This window comes from Pacificoceanicola onchidii, from assembly GCF_004804335.1.
Classification (GTDB): domain Bacteria; phylum Pseudomonadota; class Alphaproteobacteria; order Rhodobacterales; family Rhodobacteraceae; genus Pacificoceanicola; species Pacificoceanicola onchidii.
In genome coordinates this window covers 26,173-45,955 of record NZ_SRXY01000014.1, presented here as the reverse complement: position 1 = coordinate 45,955, position 19,783 = coordinate 26,173, and the positions used below count along the sequence as shown (strand labels likewise).

The following is a 19,783-nucleotide window of genomic DNA, read 5'->3' as shown; positions in this document are numbered from 1 at the left end:
CAGTGACATGAGAACGATTGCCCTGAGCGCGGTTTGCGCGAGCCTGATGGCGGGTGCGGCCTTTGGCCAGCCCATGCAGCTTGATCCCGAAGGCTTTGGCACAGTGCCGGTTACGGATCAGCAATCGCTGGTCTCGCTCGGCTCCGATCTGGGGCCGGGGTTTGTTCCGGCCAAGCGCTATACACGCGGGCCGGTCCGGACGATGGCGGATGCCACGGGGTTTTTGGACGTCAACCACGGGCGCGACGTGCGCAGTGGCTGCACGGCGGTGCTGATTGCGCCGACGATCCTGATGACCAACGCCCATTGCGTGCCGCAGTCCGGCCCGGACCGGGCCAAGAGCATCGTGTTCCAGACCGGTTTCGAAGATCCGAACCGCACCCGGCACGTGGAATATCTGCGGGTGGATCCCATGGCCATCGAGTATCATCCCGCTCCGCTGGACATGGCCTTGCTGCGTCTGATCGACGGCTCAGAGCGGGTGCAGCCGATCACCTTCGACATTGCCGACCCCGAACCGGACGAGTCCCTGTTCATCGTTGGCCACCCCAAGGCCCGCGCCAAACATGTGTCCATGTCGCCCTGTTTTGCCGCCAATGAGCCGATGGACGGGGTGACGGTTCTGCACGATTGCAACACGCACAAGGGCAACTCCGGCAGTTTCATCGTCAGCCAGGAACGGCGCGATACGGTTGTGGGTCTGCACAAGCGCGGCGCCAGTGAAGGCGCGCGCTTCAACATGGGCACGGCGATGACGCGGATTGCCTCGATCAGCCCGGAGTTTTCGCGCATTCTGGGGCAGGACTATGTGCCTGTGAAACCGGCCCCGCCGCGCCCGGTGGCCGGGGATCCGGTCTCGATGGTGGAGGCCTGCGATCGTTATGCCGCGCATCCCTACAACCCGGACAACCCGCCGGGGATCAACGGGGTTGATTGGAATGATCTGGTGGTGACGGACGCGATTGCCATTTGTGACGCGGCGCTGGCCATGCTGCCAAAACACAACCGGGCGCGGTACAACCTCGCGCGGGCCTATCACAAGGATGGCCAGTACGAAGAGGCGCGGCGGCTGTTTGAGCGCGGGATAGAGCGGGACTATGCCGCTTCGTTTCACAACCTTGCATCGCTTTATGAGGGCGGGTTGTCTGTCGAGACCGATCTGAAGGAAGCGGCGCGGCTCTACGAGCGGGCGGCGAAGCTGGGCCATGCGGTGGCCGCGCGGGCCCTGGGTGACATGTACCGCGATGCCCAAGGCAAGACGCAGGATTACAAGCAGGCGATGACCTTTTATCGGCAGGCTTTTGATCTGGGCGATCCCGAGGGGGCGGCAAAGATCGGCTGGCTCTATGCCAACGGATTTGGCGTGCCAAAGGACAATGACGAGGCGCTGGCCTGGTACAAGATCGCGGCGCAGGCGGATGTGGACTGGGCGGTGAACAACCTTGGCTCGCAATACAGAAACCGCGGCCAGTATGCGCTGGCCAAGCAGACCTTTGAACGGGCGCTGGGGCTTGGGTACGAGAGCTATCCGAACCGCAATCTGGCGCAGCTGTACCAGAATGGCTGGGGCGTGCCGCAGGATTATGACAAGGCCGAGGAGCATTACCGCGCTGCCGATGCGGCAGGCCACCCCGATGCCAAACGGCTGCTTGGTGACATGTTCCGCGACCGCAAGGACGGCAAGAGCGATCCGCAGATGGCGCTGGCGCTTTACGAGGAAGCGGCGGAGGATGGCGACAAGGAGGCCTTTGCCAAGATCGGGCACCTTTACGCGCGCAAATACGTCGAGCTTGGCTCGGATGATGAGACGTACAAGGCGGCGGTGAATGCGCTGGAAGTGGCGGCAGCGGCGGATATCGCCTGGGGCAAGCGCGAGCTGGGGCGGCTCTATCGCCTTGGCCGGGGTGTGCCCGAGGACAAGGCGAAGGCGGTGGCCCTGTTCCGCGAGGCTATGGAAGAAGACCGGAACGCCAAGGTGCGTCTGGCGGACATGTACCTGCGCGGGGAAGCCTTGCCGGTGGACGGCAAACGGGCGCTGCGGTTGCTGGAAGAGGCTGAGGCAGAGGATTACGACTGGGCGCGCGGCAAGCTGATTGCGCTGCTGTCGCGGATGCCGGATGCGAGTTCGGTTCTTTACCTTGACTCCTATGACAATGGCAAAAGGACCAGGGCCGAACAGCTGGCGAAACAGCTTGAAGAAGTGAATTTCTTGCTGGCCTGGGCGCAGGTAATCGGGCTTGTCGAAGCGCCGATCCCCGAAACGGTCGAACAAGCGATGCGGCTGAAGATGATCGACGGCTTTCGGGACGAGAAATGGACGGAACAGGATGGGCTGGATTTCCGCGCAAGGCTTCAAGGGATGCACAAGCGCGCGCGGGCACTTCTGGCGGTGCATTTGGACGATCTGGAGGCCCGACCGGAGGATGGCTGGCTCTGGGGCAATTTGCCATATCTGAGAAGCCCGGGTGCGCTTGAGGTTTTGTTTGCGGGTGAGCTGGTGCCACCGAAGTTGAGCGCGGAAGAGCGCAGGACCCGCGGCCGGTTGCTGCTTCTCGAAGCGCGGGAGAGCGCAGAGTTCGACCCGGACGGGCCTCAGACCGTGGTGGACGGGCGGGCCCAACCGTTGCCGATTCGGGAAATTCAGCAGGCGCTGAACGCTGTCGGTTTTGCAGCCGGCAGTGCGGATGGCAAGATGGGACCGGCCACGCGCCGCGCGCTCAGCGGGTTTCAGCGCGCGGTCGGGCTTGAACCGACAGGACAGACGGACGCGGTGACGTTGTATGCGTTGATTAACGCGCGTTGGCTTGGAATCACCTTCTGAGCAAGGTTTGACGCCGGGGGGCGGAGCAAGGAATTCAACACTTTGTGTTTTGCGGACAGGGCGTTAGCTTGCCGGAAATGACATAAAGACCGGAGATTTCCATGCGCCGTTCCCCGACGCTTCTTTGTTTTGCTGCCCTTGGTGGTGCGCTTGCCGGACCAGTGGGTGCCGAGGTTCTGTCCAGCACCAGCCCGACCATTCGCAACAACCTGTGCATTGGCTCTTTCTGCGACGTGGACGAGAGTTTCTCCAACGATTTCAATCAGCTCAAGATCGAGCATACCAACACGCGCATCGTGTTTGATGACAGCTCTACAAGCGCCAGCTTTGCCGACAACGATTGGGCGATCCAGGCCAATGAGGTGTCCGGCGGGGGCGAAGATCAGTTGATGATCGTCGATGTCACGGCGGGCGATGTGGAGATTGTGAAGATCAAGGCCGGCGCCCCGGAATCGAGCCTTGTTGTGAATGGTTCTGGCAGGCTGGGGCTGGGGACGGAGTTGCCGCAGGCCGATCTGCATATGTCGTCCGGGGCATCAGGCAAGATCCGGATGGTCTCGGAGACTTACAATAAGGATTGGGAGCTTAGCCTTGGAGGGACCGGGCTAGGATTGCGCGAACTGTCGAACGCAGGGGCCTTTCCGTTCATGATCGAGAACGGCGCGCCGGACAGTGCGTTCTGGGTGGCGCCCACGGGGGATGTGGGGCTTGGGACAGATGGGCCTGACGCACCTCTGCACATCCGTAGCAGCAATGCTGACACTGATGAGAACCAGGGCATTCGGGTGGAAAACACCAGCCTGACACCCGGCGTGCGCGGCATGTTCACCATGCGCAACAACGGCGGCTCTTATTTCACGCTGGACAACACCGATGCCGGGACGACCTGGTATTTTGTGCACGAAAACGCCGCGCCGAACCGGTTTATCATCACCGATGCGGTGGCGGATGGGCCGGAGATGAGCCTGACGGCGGATGGCGATCTGACGATACCCGGCCAGCTCTTTACCGCCGGGAGCTGTGCGGCGGGGTGTGATCGGGTGTTTGACGCCGATTACTCGCTGCCGAGCATTGCCGAGCAGGCGGCGATGATGCGCGAGAACAAGCATCTGCCGAACGTTGGCCCGACGCCCGAAGACGGCCCGTTCAACATCACGGCGATGACCGGCGGGATGCTGAATGAGCTTGAGAAGGCGCATCTTTATATCGCCGAGTTGCATGAGCAGAACGCGGCGATGGCGGCGCAGATGGCGACGATCAAGGCCGAGCACAGCCAGCACCTGGCCGATCTGACCGCACGGCTGGAGGCGCTGGAGGCGGGTGGTCCCGCCCATTGACCTGGATTTGCCGGGGTCGGGCCGTTGCGCTAGGTTCCGCCGAAGATTTTGACACTCATTGTGAAAGGACTTCTCCATGATCCGCTTGATCGCCCCGTTGGCGCTCGCCAGCTTCTTGCCCGTTGCCAGCCATGCCCAGACGGTTCTGACGGGCAATCACAGTGTTGATGGTTCCCTCTGTGTCGGCGCCGATTGCGTCGCGGCCGAGGGCTTTTCTGCTGCGCCAATGAAGGTGAAAGAGAACAACACGCGTCTGTATTTCGAAGACACCTCCATTGGTCCTAGTTATCCCTCCAACGACTGGCTGCTCCAGGCCAACGATTCGACGATAAACGGCGCGGAGTATTTTGCCATTGTTGACGATGAAACAGACCGCCAAGTCCTGCGGCTTGATGCGGGGGCACCCGACAATGCGCTCTATGTGAACAGCTTTGGAAATGTGGGGGTTGGCACGTCTTTGCCACAGGCCGATCTGCATATTATCACGGGAAACGTCTCCAAGCTCCGCATGCAGAACACCAGCGCCGGCGCGGATTGGGACATCAACATCGGGAGTGCCGGGCTCGGCCTGCTTGAACGTCCGGGAACAACCGAGCCTTTCTTTGTGGAAACGGGCGCACCAAGCGACGCATTCTGGATCGAAGACACCGGGGATCTGGGCTTTGGCACAAACAAGCCCGAGGCGTCTGTGGACATTTTCCGCAGCGACAACAGCGCCCGCATTCGGGTCCGGGACACGGGATCGTCCGGTGCGCAGGAGATGTTTGCCATGGTCAACAACGGCGGATCCTACTTTACGCTCGACAACACGGATGCCGGGACGACCTGGTATTTCGTGCACGAAAACGCCGCGCCGAACCGGTTTATCATCTCCGATGCGGTGGCGGACGGGCCGGAGATGAGCCTGACGGCGGATGGTGTCCTGACTGTGCCGGGCGGGTTTGTTGTGGGCAGTACGGCGCTGAACGTGCCGGATTACGTGTTTGAGCCGGGCTATGATCTGCGGCCCTTGTCGGAGGTTTCGGCGTTCATTGATGAGAATGGTCATTTGCCGGAGGTGCCTTCTGCCGCGGAGGTGGCGCGGGACGGGCTGGACATGACAAGCATGCAAATGACCCAGCTCAAGAAGATCGAGGAGATGACGCTCTATATGCTGGAGATGCAGGCGGTGATCGAGGCGCAGGGGCGTGAAAACGCAGCCTTGGCAGAACGCTTGGCCCAGGTCGAGGCGCAAATGGCGCAAGACTAACGAAGCGGACCCTTTTCCTGATTACCCGCGTTCAAGGGGCCGGCCCGGCCCGGACTACATTGTACAAAACCTTTAGGAGACGTCATGCCCCGTATTTCGCATCTACTGACCACCGTGGCTCTCGGCGCAGCGCTTGCCGCCCCGGCTTGTGCCGAGCTTTTGTCGGGCACCAACCCCTCCATCCGGAACAACCTGTGTGTCGGCTCCGACTGTGTCGACGACGAGAGCTTTGACAGCGACTTCCGCCAGCTCAAGATGAAGGGCAACTCGACGCGGGTGATCTTTGAAGACACGTCGACCGCAACAGGTTTTCCCTCCTATGACTGGGCGATCCAGGCCAACGACCGACTGGTTAACGGTGAAGACCAGCTGATCTTCGTCGATGAGACAAATAACGCCGAAGTCATGGCGATCAAAGGCGGCGCTCCGGCGGCGTCGCTGGTTGTGGATGCTCAGGGTCGGATCGGGTTTGGGACCGAAATGCCGCAAGCGGATCTGCACATGGTATCGTCGAGCGTCTCGAAAGTCCGTTTGCAGCACACGAACTCCGGTGCGGATTGGGAAATCAGCATTGGGAGCGACGGCTTTGGCCTGCTGGATCGGGACGGATTGCAGGCTTTTCCGTTCTTCCTGGAGAACGGTGCACCGACCAACTCAATGTGGCTTGAGGACACCGGCGATCTTGGTCTGGGTACATCCGCCCCCACCGCACCTGTGCACATCAGGCGCAATGACAACAGCGCCCGGATTCTGATCCTGGACACGGGCTCGTCCGGCGCGCAGGAGATGTTCGCCATGGTCAATAATGGCGGCTCTTACTTCACGCTCGACAACACCGATGCCGGGACGACCTGGTATTTCGTGCACGAAAACGCCGCGCCGAACCGGTTCATTATTTCGGACGCCGTGGCGGACGGGCCAGAGATGAGCCTGACGGCGGATGGGGATCTGACGATCCCCGGCCAGCTTTTCACCGCCGGGAGCTGTGCGGCGGGGTGTGACCGGGTGTTTGACGAAGACTACCCACTGCCGAGCATTGCCGAACAGGCGGCGATGATGCGTGAGAGGAAGCATCTGCCGAACGTCGGCCCGACGCCCGAAGACGGCCCGTTCAACATCACGGCGATGACTGGCGGGATGCTGAATGAGCTGGAAAAGGCGCATCTGTATATCGCCGAATTGCATGAGCAGAACGCGGCGATGGCGGCGCAGATGGCGGCGCAGGCGCGTGAGAACACAGCCCTCGCCGCGCGGCTGGACCGGATTGAGGCGCTCCTGCTCAAGCCGTAAGTGTCTCAACCAGAACGGGAAAATCGCCGGGAGGCCCAAGTTTCTTTGGCGTTAAATCCAAAAAAGGTTAACGTACCTTACATCTTTGCCTTGCAACTTTTGGATTCTGGATACGCTAATGCCCCGTCTTCTCTCTATTCTGAGCGCCACAACCCTGAGCGCGACCCTTGCCACGCCCGTCTTTGCCGAGGTGCTGTCGGATACCAGCCCGAGCATACGTGAAAACCTCTGCGTCGGTTTCGGTTGCCTCACGAACGAAGTGTTTAGTTCTGACTTCAACCAGATCATGCTCAAGGGCCTCAACACGCGTATTCAGTTTGTGGACACCTCGGCCACCTCCGCATTTCCAACGCGGGACTGGTCTATTCAGGCCAATGATCGCACCGACGGTGGCGCGGACCAGTTGATGTTTATCGATAACGACGCCGGGACCGAAATCCTGACGATCAAAGCCGGCGCGCCGGATTCGACGATGGTTCTCTCAAGCGTTGGCAATGTTGGCCTTGGCACCGAACTGCCGCAGGCACCGCTGCATGTTGAAACAACCGCGGATCCGGCTATTCGGATCAATCGCGCCAGCGTGTCGCAGACTTTTGAAATGCAGGTTGGTGGCGGTGCGGAGTTCAGCATTTACGACATCACGGCAGGGACCAGGCCTTTCTTGGTCCGCAACGGCGGTGTTCCGAGTTTTTCCTTAGACCTGACCCCGACGGGGATGATCATCAACCGCCAGCAGACCGCGGCTTTCAACCTGCGGTACTCTTCGGCAACCGACGTGAATGCGTTGTTCATCGAAGGCGACAACGGCAATGTGGGGATGGGCACCTCGAACCCCCTCGTGCCGCTGCATGTGGTGCGGGCCGATGGCAGCGCCAGCCTGACCGTTGAGAACACCGGCGGCGATGCGGGTGTGGCGCGCGAGATGTTCAAGATGGCGAGCAACGGCGGCTCTTTCTTCACGCTCGACAACACAGGGTCCGGGACCACGTGGTTCTTCGTGCATGAAAACGCTTCGCCGAACCGCTTTATCATCACCGATGGGGTGGCGGACGGGCCGGAAATGACCTTGACGGCGGATGGTCTTCTGACCGTGGAGGGCGGGTTTGCCGTGGGTGGTGCGGCGCTGAACGTGCCCGATTACGTGTTCGAGGCGGGTTATGATCTCAAGCCGCTTTCAGAGGTTTCGGCCTTTATTGATGCGAACGGCCACCTGCCGGAGGTGCCCTCTGCGGCGGATGTAGCGCGCGATGGGCTGGACATGACAAGCATGCAGCTGGTGCAGCTCAAGAAGATCGAAGAGCTGACGCTCTATACGCTTGAGCAGCAAGAGATCATCGAAGCGCAGGCGCGCGAGAATGCCGATCTGGCAGAGCGCGTGGCCCGGCTCGAAGCGCTTTTGACCGCAGAGTGAGCGCCGCCGGAAACGCCGGGCGCTTATTTGATTTTGTGACCGCCCGCGACACGGGTATCGTCCGCGGGCAATCCACCACTTTGCGCGCAATACCCCATCAGGAGATCCGCATGACCAGACCTTTTGCCCTTCTCGCCGTGCTGCTGCTCGCCCCCGCGTCCGGGGCCACGGCCCAGGTGCTTGAAGCCTCATCCGACGCCACCATCCGCCGCTCGCTCTGTCTTGGCCAGTTGTGCCCGGACAATCCGACCGGGTCCTTCTCGCTGGACGCGGCGGGCGGCGCGACGTTGCGCCTGCACGATGGCAACACGCGGATCGACTTTGACGACAGCACAACGAACCCGAGCTTTCCGCAGAACAAATGGTCGCTTGTGGCCAACGACACCGCCCCGTCGGGCGCGGACTATTTCGCAATCGAGGACGTCACCGGCGGCGGTGTGCGGCCGTTTGTCGTGGAAGCCGGGGCACCGGCGAATGGGCTTTATGTGGCGGATGATGGCAAGATCGGGCTGGGCACCATGCTGCCGCAGGAGAACCTGCATATCATAGGCGGGGGGACCTTTGGTAATGTGGGAATCCGGTTCGAGGATGCCACTGACTTTCCCTACATTTGGGACATGCAGGGGACGTCGATCGGGTTTTTTCTCCGTGATGTAACAGGGAGCGAAACGCCGTTCTTCGTGGGCCCCGGCGCGCCCGGCAATTCGCTCATGGTCGGCAGCTCAGGCAGAGTCGGGGTGGGTGCCAGTTCTCCCGCTGCGGCGCTGCACGTCGAGCGCGAAGATGGCAGCGCGAGCATTCTGGTTGAGAACACCGGCGGCAATGCGGGCGTGCCGCGTGAAATGTTCAAGATGGCCAGCAACGGCGGGTCTTACTTCACGCTCGAAAACAGCGGGTCCGGCACGGCGTGGTACTTCGTGCATGAAAACGCCGCGCCCAACCGGTTTATCATTTCCGATGCGGTGGCCGACGGGCCGGAGATGAGCCTGACGGCGGATGGCGATCTGACCGTCCCCGGCACGTTTATTTCAGGGAGTACAACGCTCAACGTCCCCGATTACGTGTTCGAGCCGGGCTATGATCTGCGGCCTTTGTCGGAGGTCTCGGCGTTTATTGACCAGAACGGGCATTTGCCGGAGGTGCCTTCTGCGGCACAGATCGCAAAGGATGGTCTGGATATGACCGACATGCAGATGCGGCTTTTGAAGAAGGTCGAAGAGCTGACGCTCTACACACTGGCGCAGGAGGCGGAACTGACCCGGCTGCGTGCGCTTGAGGCGCGGCTGGAGGCTTTGGAGGCGCTGGAGGCTCGCTAAAACCCGGCGTTTTGACAGACCCGGGCCCGGCCCCTAGCTTTGCCGTAGAGGTCCGGCCGGGGGGGGGGCGGGCCGATTGGACACGGAGTTATCAGCTGTCCGCGCCTCGCGCGGGTGGCGGGAGATTTGATCAGATGGATTTGACACGGCTCGCCGCCTGCGGTCTCTGCGCGTTTGGCCTCATCCAGACCGCCGCCGCACAGGACACCTTCACCAGCGGGGTGGTCATTTCCGACAGCGACACCACCACCGCGGATCTGTTTGTCGATGATATCACCGTTCTGGGCGCGTCGACCTGCATTGGCGGCGGCTGCACCAGCACCGAGACCTTTGGCGGGGATGTGACGCTCAAGCTGCGGGATGCGACCCCGTCGGTCACCTTTGTTGACACCTCCAGCCCGCCCTTTCCGGACCGCGAATGGAAGCTGATCGTCAATGAACCGGACAGCGGCGGGCTTGAGCGGTTTTCGATCAAGGACGGCGAGACCGGCAATATCCCTTTCACCGTGCGGGGCGGGGCGCGGGAGAGCGGGCTGGTCGTGGCTGGCAACAATGTCGGGCTTGGTACGATTTTGCCGCAGCAGGCTTTGCATATCGTCGGCAGCAATGCCCCGACGATCCGGATCGAACAGGACAGCACAACACTCACGCCGCAGGTTTTTGAAATGACCGTGGCAGCGGGCGGGTTTGTCATGCATGACGAACTGGCCGTGACCTTTCCTTTCCGGGTAAATGCCGGGGCGCCGACCTATGCCTTGTCCGTGTTTGACGATGGCAATATCGGGATCGGCTCTTCAAACGCCACCGCGTCGCTGCATATCCAGCGGGACGATGGCACGGCGTCTGTGCTGGTTGAGAACCGGGATGGCACAGAGGGTGTGTCGCGCGAGATGTTCAAGATGGAGAACAATGGCGGCTCTTACTTCACGCTCGACAACACCGATGCCGGGACGACCTGGTATTTCGTGCACGAAAATGCCGCGCCGAACCGGTTTATCATCTCCGATGCGGTGGCGGACGGGCCGGAGATGAGCCTGACGGCGGATGGCGATCTGACGGTGCCGGGCAACTTCATTTCCGGGGCGACAACGCTGAACGTGCCCGATTATGTGTTCGAGCCGGATTATGATCTGCGGCCTTTGTCGGAGGTCTCGGCGTTCATCGCTGAGAACCAGCACCTGCCGGAGGTGCCCTCGGCGGCGGATGTCGCGCGCGACGGGCTCGACATCACGCAGATGCAGATGGCGCAGCTCAAGAAGATCGAAGAGCTGACGCTCTATATCCTCGAACAACAGGCGGTGATCGACGCGCAGGTTCAGGTCAATCAAGCGCAGGCGCAGGAGAATGCGGTTCTGGCAGCGCGGCTGGCCCGGATCGAGGCTTTGTTGTCTGAAAGGTAACGATCTCCTCACTTGTGTGCGTGCGGCTGAGCGCCGAGATTGTGCTTTGAAATCAGGGGATGTTTGCCCAAGATAACGCGATTTGGGTCTGGACGGGGATCATTTCCGGCCCAGCCCGAACATATACAAAGGGAGAGTGTGATGTCTGGTACCCGAGTTTTTGTCGCTGCGGCCCTGATGGCCCCGCTGTCCGGGCCTGTCTTTGCGGACCTGCTCCCGACCACCGATCCGACGATCTCGCGCAACCTTTGTGTTGGGAGCGAATGTTTGGCCAGCGAAACCTATCCCAGCAACGCAGCCGAGGTGAAGCTGAAGGACATTCGGACACAAATCTCCTTTGTGGATGAATCGAGCGTGTCTTTCCCGAGGAACGATTGGACAATCCGGGCCAATGACGACGAGGCTATTTCGGAGGGCGGCGAAAACCAGCTGTTGTTCATTGACGCCACCTCCGGGGCGGAAGTTCTGATGATCAAGGCAGGCGCGGCGGCGTCGACCATGGTTCTCGATGAATTCAACCGGGTTGGCCTCGGGACGGAACTGCCCCTGGCGGGCTTGCATCTGGTGGGTTCGAGCCTTTCCAAGATCCGAATGGAGAACACGACCGAAAGCGTTGATTGGAGCATCGACACCACCGCAGACGGTCTGGTTCTGCGTGATCAGGCCTATTTCGGCACCACACCGTTTGTGCTGGAAAACAACGCTCCGGCCAATACGGTGCGCTTTGCAAGCACCGGGAATGTGGGGCTTGGCACAAGCACGCCATCCGCGCCGCTGCACATTCTGAGCTACGACGGCACCGCCGATGATGCGCAGGGCATCGTGGTGGAAAACGCCAACTCGTCAACGGCGGTGCGCGGGCTTCTGACCATGCGCAACAAGGGCGGCTCGTATTTTACGCTCGATAACACAAGCGCGGGCACAACCTGGTATTTCGTGCACGAAAACGCTTCACCAAATCGGTTCATCATCTCGGACGCCGTGGCGGACGGGCCGGAGATGAGCCTGACAGCGGATGGCGATCTGACAGTGCCCGGTGCATTCATTTCGGGGTCCACAACGCTCAACGTGCCCGATTACGTGTTCGAACCGGGCTATGATCTGCGGCCTTTGTCGGAGGTTTCGGCGTTTATTGACCAGAACGGGCATTTGCCGGAGGTGCCCTCGGCAGCGGATGTGGCGCGGGACGGGCTCGACATCACGCAGATGCAGATGGCGCAACTCAAGAAGATAGAGGAAATGACGCTCTACATGCTGGAGCAACAGGCGGTGATCGAGGCGCAGGCGAAGCGGCTGGCCCAGATCGAGGCGCTGTTGCTCAAGCAATGAGTCAGAGCGCAATCCGAAAAGTGGGAACCGGTTTTCGGATCAAATTGCGCGACAAAACAGAAGGATAGAGCATCGCCTTTGTTACAGATTTTCAGGACGATGCTCTAGAGCGCTCGGAGTGTAATCCGCCGCGCCAAGCGGGCCGCGCGCGCACCCAAACCATAGGCGATCCCGCTTTGCGGCGCCGCACGTCTGCGGCGGCGTTTGGGTGGCGGAGGCGCCGGGGCCAGCGGTTCGATGGGGCCGTTGATTGCGGCGCGTTCCTCTGCGGTCAAAGGCCCGATGCGGCTGTCCGGCGTGCGGATGTGCAGCTTTTTCGCGGGGCAGGGGCGGCCGTCTTCTCCTAACGTGGCAAAGATGGCCTCGCCCACGCCCAGCCCGGTGATCTCTGCCGCAATGTCCAGCCCCGGTGCCGAGGGCAAACCCTGCGCCATGGCCATCAGCGCGCGGCGGTCTTCGGCGGTGAAACTGCGCAGAGCGTGCACGCATTTGTGCGACAACTGCGCAAGGACACGGCTCGGGATGTCCTGAGGGTGCTGCGTGGCGAAATAGATCCCGACCCCTTTGGAACGGATCAGCCGTACGGTTTGTTCAATGGTTTCAAGCAGAACCGGCGGGGCGTTGCGGAACAGCAGATGCGCCTCGTCAAAGAAGAAGACAAGGCGGGGGCGGTCCGTATCGCCGATCTCTTTCAGATCGCGAGCGAGGGTCATCAGCACGGACATGAGCGTATAGGCATAGCTGCGCGGGTGCCGGATCAGCCGCTCCGCGCTCAGGATTGTAACGTGGCCTTTGCCGCTCGATTGGCCGAGCAGGCTCTTCGCCCGCAGGCCATGCGCCGTGAAGGCAGCCGCCGTGCCGTCCTCTTCGAGCACCATCAGGCGGCGACGAATGGCGTTGAGGCTGGCGCTGGGGGCCGTGCCCAACTCGGCGGCGATGTCCGCGCGGCGGTTCTCGACCTCGGCCAGCCAGAAGCGCAGGGCGGGGAGATCGTGAATGCCAGCGCCATCCTGACGGGCGAGACGAAAGGCGATGCTGAGCGCGCCTTCCTGCGCCTCGGTCAGGCCCAGCATCCGGGCGAGCAGTGCTGGCCCCATGTCCTGCAACGAGATTGGCAGCGGATGACCGGCCTCGGCAAAAACGTCCAGAAAGCGCACCGGCAGCGCGCCCTGCGGCGCGGCGAGACCGGCCAGATCGCCTTTGACGTCGGTGACAAAAACGGCCACGCCCGCGCGGGAAAAACTCTCGGCAAGGCTTTGCACGGTCACGGATTTCCCGCTCCCGGTTGCGCCTGCAATCAGCCCATGGCGGTTGGCCATTCTGAGCGGCAGGGCAGCGGGTTCGGTGTCCTCCGTATGGCCGACAAAAAGAAATTTGGGATCAAGGGTCATGGGTGTCTCCGGTCTTGCGCGGAGAGACATCGGCCCAGCCTTGCCGAAAGCCTTTGGCAAAATCCTGCACCTGATGCAGGGCAAAGACGGCACCGGCGCAGAGCGCCCGGATCAGCCAGCCCGCCCCGGTCAGGGCAATGGCAAAGCTCCGGCGCAGCCGGGGGGCAAGGCCCTTGCGTCTGCGAACGCGCTTGCGGCGTTTGGGGGTTCTGCCCGGCATGAGAGGTCTCCCGCTGAGGTATGGTGAACTCTCAGGGGGAGGGTGTTCATGGCAAAGGCGGGCCCGCGTCCGGGGTCAGCTGCGCCAGGGCCTGAAGGTGCGCCTGTTTCTGCGCCTCCGTCCAGTCAGGCACGCACTCGCGCGCCACGTCCCAAAAGGCCTGCGGCGCGTAAAGCCCCTGCGGGTCCTCGGCAGCGGATTTGATGATCAGGAACTTGCGGAAACTCTCTTCGAACTTGACGAAATTCGAGGGCGGCTCGATGTCGCTCAGCTTCTCGGGATGGCCGATGTGAAAGTAGGATTTCAGCGCACCATGGGTGAATTTCATCCGCAGGGCATGGAACATGAGCGCGCTCAGAAGCGGCACGGTGTCCGGCAGGCGATCGCGTTCGACCAGCAAGGCAAGACCGACAATGTTGAGGATATTGGTTGTGGTGTTGAAGGAATAATGTGTTGTCTGGCGGGGGTTTATGGTGGCGAGCGCCTTCAGGACGGTCTGCGCGGTCTGCGGCAGATCCTTGGCCTGCGTCAGAACCCCGCCATTCATCAACACGTAGAGAATGGAGAACCGCAGGTGATTGCCATCCTTGCGCAGCTCCGTCTTGCCCGGCAGGCCCTTGGCCCAGTCATAGCAATCCCAGAGCGCGGGCGCATTGGCGGCCACGGCCTCCGGCAGGCAGAGCTCGGAGGCTTTGTGCGTGGCGGCGATCAGCGCGTAGGTCTGCTCGAACCGGCTCAGGCCGGGCAGGGTGTGCAGACCCTGAAACAGCGCTCGCTGCTCTGCAATGTCTTCGGGACGGTTCGCCTTTTTGTACAGCAGGCTTTTGACCTGCTTCTCCAGATCCGATCCTTTGCGGCCCTGCAGATCAGACAGGATGTCCGCCGCGGACATCTCTTTGTAATGCGGCATGTCTGGCTCCAGAAAACGGACCTGTGTCAGCGGAAATCACTGCAAACACCGCCCATCAGGGTGCCGCGTTCCGGCGGTGATTGCAAGGTTGTGCGTGCCCGGTCAGGTTTGCCCGTAATCAAGATTATGGTAAATCCGCGCCCAAGTGGCGCGATATGCAGGACCGGTCTGTCACGCGGAAGTCTGGGTCTGGGGGAACCGCGACGGGCGGCGCGACAAGGGCAGGCGCGCGGGCGGGGCGCGGTAAGGTTCGGCTTGCAGCATGGAGCGTGCGCTGACCTCGTCGCCGATCCGGTCCAGAACACCAGCCGTCCCGCGCAGGACATCCCGATCCCAGAACCGCAGGATGTGATACCCCCGCGCCGCTATGTCCGTAGCGCGCACAGGATCCGGCGGCGCCACATCCGCCACCTCGATCACCAGACGGTGCCGGGCAATCAGGAAATCGACGATCCAGGGACCAATGGGCGCATGCCGCCGCACGTGCAGATTGCGGAAGCGATGGGCGCGCAGATGGTGCCAAAGGCAGGCCTCGGCGTCCGACATGGCGCGCCGCCGGGCGCGGGCTTCGCATTTCTGGGCGTCACTGTGGTAACCGGGCATAGCCCTCTCCTCTCCGACATCCCCCACAGGGTGATCCCTTGCCGCGCGTTCGCTGCCCCACCCTGACCCTCCCCAAGGGGAGGGAAGACGCGCTCGGGTCTGGAGGGGACTTTGTCCGATGCGGGTAAAGCAAAGGTTAAGAGGGGTGGAGACAAGGCATGTATGCGACCGGAGATTCCTTTGCGCTCTCATCTGGATCAAGCACTGCGCCCCCTCCCCTTGGGGAGGGTTGGGGTGGGGGCGGTCCCTGTCACAGCGATTGATCCATGCTTTCCGCCGGGGCCTGGCTGGCGTCGTGGATGCGCACGATCTGCGCCGGAATCCCCGCCACGGTGCAGTTGGGCGGCACGTCCTTGAGCACCACGCTGCCCGCCGCCACCTTGGCATTTGCGCCGATCTGGATGTTGCCGACAACCTTCGCGCCGGCCCCGATCATCACGCCGCGCCGCACTTTCGGGTGGCGGTCGCCGCCGTGTTTGCCCGTACCGCCGAGCGTGACGTTCTGCAGGATCGACACGTGATCCTCGACCACCGCCGTCTCGCCGATCACCACACCGGTGGCATGGTCGAACATCACCCCGAGGCCAATCCGGGCCGCCGGGTGAATGTCCACGCCAATCGCCACGGACACCCTGTTCGACAGCCAGAGCGCCAGCTCGGTCCGCTCAGCAGACCACAGGGCATGGGCGACCCGATACGCCTGAACCGCCTGAAACCCTTTGAGATTCAGGAAGGCGTGCAGGTAGGTATCGCAGGCCGGATCGCGGCTGCGAATCGCATAAAGATCCTCCTGCGCCGCCGTCACGAGACCCGCATCACGCCGGAACTCCTCGACAAAGAGCAGCCGCAGCCGCTCGGTCCCGATGCAGGGCGTTTGCAAGGTTTCGGCCAGCCGCGCGCCCAAGGCGAGCGCCAGATCGCCCCCGTCCGGGAAGTACAACGACAAAGACGGCGCAAGCAGCGGCTCGCGCCGCGCAAGCGCCCGCGCCTCCTCATAAAGCACAGGCCAATCGGGTGGCACGGCGAGGCTGTCCGGGGCGGGGGTCTGGAAGGAAACGGTCATGATCTGAGGCCTTTGTATGGGGAGAAGAACTGCCGCAAAGGCTACGGCCCCCCGCCCATCCAGCCACCCCCCACAATTGAGGGTCTACAGTTTGAGACCCCTTTCGGGGGAATATCCGAAGCACGCAGAATCCCCTAGCGTGATGGAAAGCCAGCGCACTGGACCCTGATCGCCAAGACCCTGCGCCGGATGAACGAAAGACCGTGTAACGAACAACCCAAAGGACAGACCCATGGATATGGATCAACTGCTGCACTACCAAAAGAAGCTGGCCTACGAGATGGACAGCTGGGACACCTATGTGGCGCTTCAGGAAGAAGGCTCAGACGTGGTTGTGGTCGATGGCCGCTCCGCCGAAGCCTTCGCCAGGGAAGCCATCCCGGGCGCGATCAACCTGCCGCACCGCGAGATCTGCACCAAGAGCACGGCCTATCTCGACACCTCCAAGACCTATGTCTGCTACTGCGACGGCATCGGCTGCAACGCCTCCACCAAAACCGCGCTGAAACTCATGACCCTTGGCTTCAAGGTCAAGGAGCTGATGGGCGGGCTCGATTGGTGGATCCGCGATGGCTATGCCACCACCGGCGCCGAGGCGCGCGAGGGCACTGAAATCACCTGCGGTTGCGCGTAACCCTATCCTCCCTGTCGGCTGACTAAGCCGCACTCTGCCGGTCCGGGTCCGACGTAGGACATGGGGCCTGGGCCGGCGCTTTTCTCAAAAACCAGACGTTCATTCCCTCTTTCGGAGCCCCGCTTCGAAGGCCCGGCGCCCTCGTGCCTTGTGCCAACCCTCCAACGAAACCCCCAAGGGAGACTGCCATGTATGATTTTGAAAGTACGGTCGCGACCTATTGTCGGGCCTTCCCCGCAGACTTCGCCACCGCGAGAGGCAGCTTGCTGACCGATGCCTCCGGCCAGACCTATCTCGATTTCCTCGCGGGCTGCGGCTCGCTCAACTACGGCCATAACGAGCCGCGCCTCTCGGCGGCTTTGGTCGATTATATCCAGTCCGGCGGCCTTGCCATGTCGCTCGACCTGCACACCGCCGCCAAAGAGCGCTTTTGCGAGACCTTCCGCGATGTGATCCTTGAGCCGCGCGGCATGACCCACCGCATGATGTTCTGCGGCCCAACCGGCACCAACGCCGTTGAATCCGCCATCAAGATCGCGCGCAAGGCCACGGGCCGCCGCAATGTCATCGCCTTTACCAACGGCTTTCACGGCTGCACCGCTGGCGCGCTGGCCCTGACCGGCTCGTCGCACCATCGCGGCCAAGGCAACCCGATCACCTCCGACGTCACCCGCCTGCCCTATGAGGGCTACCAGAGCCTTGGCTTTGACACCGCCGATTACATCGAAGCCCTGCTGGACGATCCTTCGGGCGGCATCGACGCCCCCGCCGCTTTTGTCGTCGAAGTCATCCAGGGCGAAGGTGGTCTCAACGCCGCGTCCGGCCGCTGGCTCCGCCGCATCGAGGCCATCGCCCGCAAACACGGCGCACTGCTGATCGTAGACGACATTCAGGCCGGTTGTGGCCGCTCCGGCAGCTTCTTTTCCTTCGAAGACATGAGCGTCTCGCCGGATATTGTCCTGCTCGCCAAATCCCTCTCCGGCTACGGCCTGCCCATGGCGATGGTGCTACTCAAGCCCGAGTTCGACGCCCTCTCCCCCGGCGAGCACAACGGCACCTTCCGCGGCAATTGCCATGCCTTCGTCACAGGGGCTGCGGCGCTTGATCTGTTCTGGCGCGACGGCAGCTTTTCCGAAGAGCTGGCCGAAAAATCCGCGCAGCTCACAGGCACGCTGAACCGCATCGCCGCCAGCTATGGCCTCACCCGGAAGGGACGCGGCTTTATGCAGGGTCTCGCCTTCCCCGATCCGGCTGATGCGCTCACCGCCCGCGCCCGCTGCTATGACGCCGGGCTGATTGTCGAATGCTGCGGCCCCGAAGACGAGGTGCTCAAACTGCTCCCTCCGCTCACCGCCACGGCACAGGAGCTGACCATCGCCTGCACGATCATCGAAGAGGCCGTGCGCACAACGCTGACCTCGCAATTCGACGAGGTGGCATGATGGACGGCGCTCTCCCCCTCACCCAAACCCACGTTTATGACGTGATCGGCGTGGGCTTTGGCCCCTCGAATATCGCGCTGGCGATTGCCCTCGAAGAGGAGGGCAATCTCGACAACACCCTCTTCCTTGAGAGCATGGCCGAGGCCTCCTGGCACCCGGACATGGCAATCTCCGGCACGGACATTCAGCACAACCCGCTCCGCGATTTCGTCACGCCGCGCAACCCGCAGAGCCAATACGGCTTCCTGTCGTATCTCAAGGCGCAGGACCGCCTGCTCGACTATCTCAACCTGGAGGCCCCCTTCCCGCCGCGCTCCGAATATCTTGGCTATGTGAAATGGGTGGCCGAACAGTTCGGCGACGTGGTCCGCTATGACAGCCCCGTCACCGGCATCACCCGCGAGATCATCGACGGCGTGGATCTCTTCCGCGTCGAGGCAAACGGGCGCGAGTTCCTCACCCGCAACGTCTCCATCGGCACAGGCCGCAGCGCCAACATCCCCGAGGTTTTCGCCCCCCACATGGGCCACCGCGTGGTGCACCTGACGGATTACCTTAGCCATGCCAAGGCGTGGATCGAGGAAGGCGTCAAACATGTCACCGTGGTGGGTGGCAGCCAGTCCGGCGTCGAGATCATCCTCGATCTGCTGGGCCGCAGCCCGAGCCTGCAGGTCACCTCCCTGACCCGCTCCTTCGGCTTCAAGCAAAAGGACCTCAGCCCCTTCACCGAACAAATCTACCTGCCGGAGTTCGTGGATTATTTCTACAACGCCCCGATCGAAAAGCAGCAGAAGATGACCGCCGAGCTTTGGCGCTCCAACTACGGCGCGGCGGACCATGACGTGATCGAGCATCTCGACATGATCATGTACGAACAGAAAGTCACCGGCGTGGAGCGGCTCACGCTGCAATCCAACGCCCATATCGAAACCATCTCCCGCACCCCTGACGGGCGGTTGAAGATTACCGCGCGCGATGCCTACTCCGAAGAGCGGCACGTGCAGGTGACGGATGCCATCGTTGTTGCCACCGGCTTCCGCAATTTCGGCAGCGGCGATGGACGGGAAGCGTATCATCCCCTGATGCGCGGCCTTGCCCCGATCTGCGAATACCGCAGTGACGGCGGGGTGGACGTGGCCCGCGACTATTCGCTGAAGTTTGCGGGCCACGCGCCATCCATTCCGGATCAGGACCCGCCCAAGGTGTTCCTGAACGGGCTGTGCGAAAGCACCCACGGCTTTGGCGATGCGGGTTCGTTCAGCCTGCTGTGGATCCGCTCCACCGTCATCCGCGATGCGCTCGCAGGCCAGGTGCCCTTCGCCGTGCCCGCCGATTTCCCGACATTCGAGACAGAGGAGGCCTGACCC

16 protein-coding genes are annotated in these 19,783 nt (G+C 62.1%); 11 read left to right on the top strand and 5 right to left on the bottom strand.

What is annotated here, in order from left to right; translation table 11 throughout:
* Positions 1–7: 7 nt before the first annotated feature.
* The 8 genes from E4662_RS23680 to E4662_RS23645 all read left to right on the top strand — a co-directional run bounded on the left by E4662_RS23680 (position 8) and on the right by E4662_RS23645 (position 12,153).
* Positions 8–2,821, top strand: a complete 2,814-nt coding sequence (locus tag E4662_RS23680) for a trypsin-like peptidase domain-containing protein (RefSeq protein WP_136444121.1) — start codon at positions 8–10, stop codon at positions 2,819–2,821.
* 101 nt (positions 2,822–2,922) lie between these two features.
* Positions 2,923–4,158, top strand: coding sequence for a hypothetical protein (locus E4662_RS23675; RefSeq protein ID WP_136444120.1), 1,236 nt, complete (start codon positions 2,923–2,925; stop codon positions 4,156–4,158).
* 76 nt (positions 4,159–4,234) lie between these two features.
* Positions 4,235–5,407: a hypothetical protein gene (locus E4662_RS23670; RefSeq protein ID WP_136444119.1), complete on the top strand. Its 1,173-nt coding sequence runs from the start codon at positions 4,235–4,237 to the stop codon at positions 5,405–5,407.
* Positions 5,408–5,491: 84 nt separating this feature from the next.
* Positions 5,492–6,697 carry a hypothetical protein gene (locus tag E4662_RS23665; RefSeq protein WP_136444118.1) on the top strand — a complete coding sequence of 402 codons (1,206 nt, stop codon included), beginning with the start codon at positions 5,492–5,494 and terminating at the stop codon, positions 6,695–6,697.
* A 118-nt stretch (positions 6,698–6,815) separates the two neighbouring features.
* The gene (locus E4662_RS23660; protein WP_136444117.1) at positions 6,816–8,108 is read left to right on the top strand and encodes a hypothetical protein; all 1,293 of its coding nucleotides are present in this window, start codon (positions 6,816–6,818) and stop codon (positions 8,106–8,108) included.
* A 110-nt stretch (positions 8,109–8,218) separates the two neighbouring features.
* Entirely contained in the window at positions 8,219–9,424 is a 1,206-nt protein-coding gene (locus E4662_RS23655) for a hypothetical protein (protein WP_136444116.1), read from the top strand.
* A gap of 134 nt (positions 9,425–9,558) precedes the next feature.
* A complete protein-coding gene (locus E4662_RS23650; protein ID WP_136444115.1) occupies positions 9,559–10,824 on the top strand; it encodes a hypothetical protein in 1,266 nt (421 codons plus the stop codon).
* A gap of 141 nt (positions 10,825–10,965) precedes the next feature.
* Positions 10,966–12,153 (top strand): hypothetical protein, encoded by a 1,188-nt coding sequence (locus E4662_RS23645; protein ID WP_136444114.1) that lies wholly within the window; start codon positions 10,966–10,968, stop codon positions 12,151–12,153.
* 104 nt (positions 12,154–12,257) lie between these two features.
* On the opposite strand, the gene E4662_RS23640 is transcribed toward E4662_RS23645, so the two are convergent.
* The 5 genes from E4662_RS23640 to cysE form a co-directional block, all read right to left on the bottom strand.
* Positions 12,258–13,544: a helicase HerA-like domain-containing protein gene (locus tag E4662_RS23640; RefSeq protein WP_168798080.1), complete on the bottom strand. Its 1,287-nt coding sequence runs from the start codon at positions 13,542–13,544 to the stop codon at positions 12,258–12,260.
* On the bottom strand, positions 13,534–13,764 hold the full coding sequence (locus E4662_RS23635; RefSeq protein ID WP_136444112.1) for a hypothetical protein: 231 nt from the start codon (positions 13,762–13,764) through the stop codon (positions 13,534–13,536). The genes E4662_RS23640 and E4662_RS23635 overlap by 11 nt, the downstream gene beginning before the upstream one ends.
* 46 nt (positions 13,765–13,810) lie before the next feature.
* Positions 13,811–14,674 (bottom strand): hypothetical protein, encoded by an 864-nt coding sequence (locus E4662_RS23630; protein WP_136444111.1) that lies wholly within the window; start codon positions 14,672–14,674, stop codon positions 13,811–13,813.
* A gap of 171 nt (positions 14,675–14,845) precedes the next feature.
* On the bottom strand, positions 14,846–15,277 hold the full coding sequence (locus tag E4662_RS23625) for an endonuclease domain-containing protein (protein WP_168798079.1): 432 nt from the start codon (positions 15,275–15,277) through the stop codon (positions 14,846–14,848).
* A gap of 250 nt (positions 15,278–15,527) precedes the next feature.
* A complete protein-coding gene (cysE, locus tag E4662_RS23620) occupies positions 15,528–16,340 on the bottom strand; it encodes a serine O-acetyltransferase (RefSeq protein WP_136444109.1) in 813 nt (270 codons plus the stop codon).
* A gap of 232 nt (positions 16,341–16,572) precedes the next feature.
* Here cysE and E4662_RS23615 point away from each other — a divergent pair, with 232 nt between their 5' ends.
* From E4662_RS23615 to E4662_RS23605, 3 genes are all read left to right on the top strand, one after another.
* The gene (locus E4662_RS23615; protein WP_136444108.1) at positions 16,573–16,974 is read left to right on the top strand and encodes a rhodanese-like domain-containing protein; all 402 of its coding nucleotides are present in this window, start codon (positions 16,573–16,575) and stop codon (positions 16,972–16,974) included.
* Between the two features lie 188 nt (positions 16,975–17,162).
* On the top strand, positions 17,163–18,416 hold the full coding sequence (locus E4662_RS23610) for an aspartate aminotransferase family protein (protein WP_136444107.1): 1,254 nt from the start codon (positions 17,163–17,165) through the stop codon (positions 18,414–18,416).
* Entirely contained in the window at positions 18,413–19,780 is a 1,368-nt protein-coding gene (locus E4662_RS23605) for a lysine N(6)-hydroxylase/L-ornithine N(5)-oxygenase family protein (protein ID WP_168798078.1), read from the top strand. The genes E4662_RS23610 and E4662_RS23605 overlap by 4 nt, the downstream gene beginning before the upstream one ends.
* Positions 19,781–19,783 lie beyond the last annotated feature (3 nt).

What these genes read in the sequence shown, in the direction of transcription:
- E4662_RS23680 (WP_136444121.1), top strand. Translation starts at nt 8, where the DNA reads ATGAGAACGATTGCCCTGAGCGCGGTTTGCGCGAGCCTGATGGCGGGT.
- E4662_RS23650 (WP_136444115.1), top strand. Translation starts at nt 9,559, where the DNA reads ATGGATTTGACACGGCTCGCCGCCTGCGGTCTCTGCGCGTTTGGCCTC.
- E4662_RS23665 (WP_136444118.1), top strand. Translation starts at nt 5,492, where the DNA reads ATGCCCCGTATTTCGCATCTACTGACCACCGTGGCTCTCGGCGCAGCG.
- E4662_RS23640 (WP_168798080.1), bottom strand. Translation starts at nt 13,544, where the DNA reads ATGACCCTTGATCCCAAATTTCTTTTTGTCGGCCATACGGAGGACACC.
- E4662_RS23605 (WP_168798078.1), top strand. Translation starts at nt 18,413, where the DNA reads ATGATGGACGGCGCTCTCCCCCTCACCCAAACCCACGTTTATGACGTG.
- E4662_RS23635 (WP_136444112.1), bottom strand. Translation starts at nt 13,764, where the DNA reads ATGCCGGGCAGAACCCCCAAACGCCGCAAGCGCGTTCGCAGACGCAAG.
- E4662_RS23630 (WP_136444111.1), bottom strand. Translation starts at nt 14,674, where the DNA reads ATGCCGCATTACAAAGAGATGTCCGCGGCGGACATCCTGTCTGATCTG.
- E4662_RS23670 (WP_136444119.1), top strand. Translation starts at nt 4,235, where the DNA reads ATGATCCGCTTGATCGCCCCGTTGGCGCTCGCCAGCTTCTTGCCCGTT.
- E4662_RS23660 (WP_136444117.1), top strand. Translation starts at nt 6,816, where the DNA reads ATGCCCCGTCTTCTCTCTATTCTGAGCGCCACAACCCTGAGCGCGACC.
- E4662_RS23655 (WP_136444116.1), top strand. Translation starts at nt 8,219, where the DNA reads ATGACCAGACCTTTTGCCCTTCTCGCCGTGCTGCTGCTCGCCCCCGCG.
- E4662_RS23645 (WP_136444114.1), top strand. Translation starts at nt 10,966, where the DNA reads ATGTCTGGTACCCGAGTTTTTGTCGCTGCGGCCCTGATGGCCCCGCTG.
- E4662_RS23610 (WP_136444107.1), top strand. Translation starts at nt 17,163, where the DNA reads ATGTATGATTTTGAAAGTACGGTCGCGACCTATTGTCGGGCCTTCCCC.
- E4662_RS23615 (WP_136444108.1), top strand. Translation starts at nt 16,573, where the DNA reads ATGGATATGGATCAACTGCTGCACTACCAAAAGAAGCTGGCCTACGAG.
- E4662_RS23625 (WP_168798079.1), bottom strand. Translation starts at nt 15,277, where the DNA reads ATGCCCGGTTACCACAGTGACGCCCAGAAATGCGAAGCCCGCGCCCGG.
- E4662_RS23675 (WP_136444120.1), top strand. Translation starts at nt 2,923, where the DNA reads ATGCGCCGTTCCCCGACGCTTCTTTGTTTTGCTGCCCTTGGTGGTGCG.
- cysE (WP_136444109.1), bottom strand. Translation starts at nt 16,340, where the DNA reads ATGACCGTTTCCTTCCAGACCCCCGCCCCGGACAGCCTCGCCGTGCCA.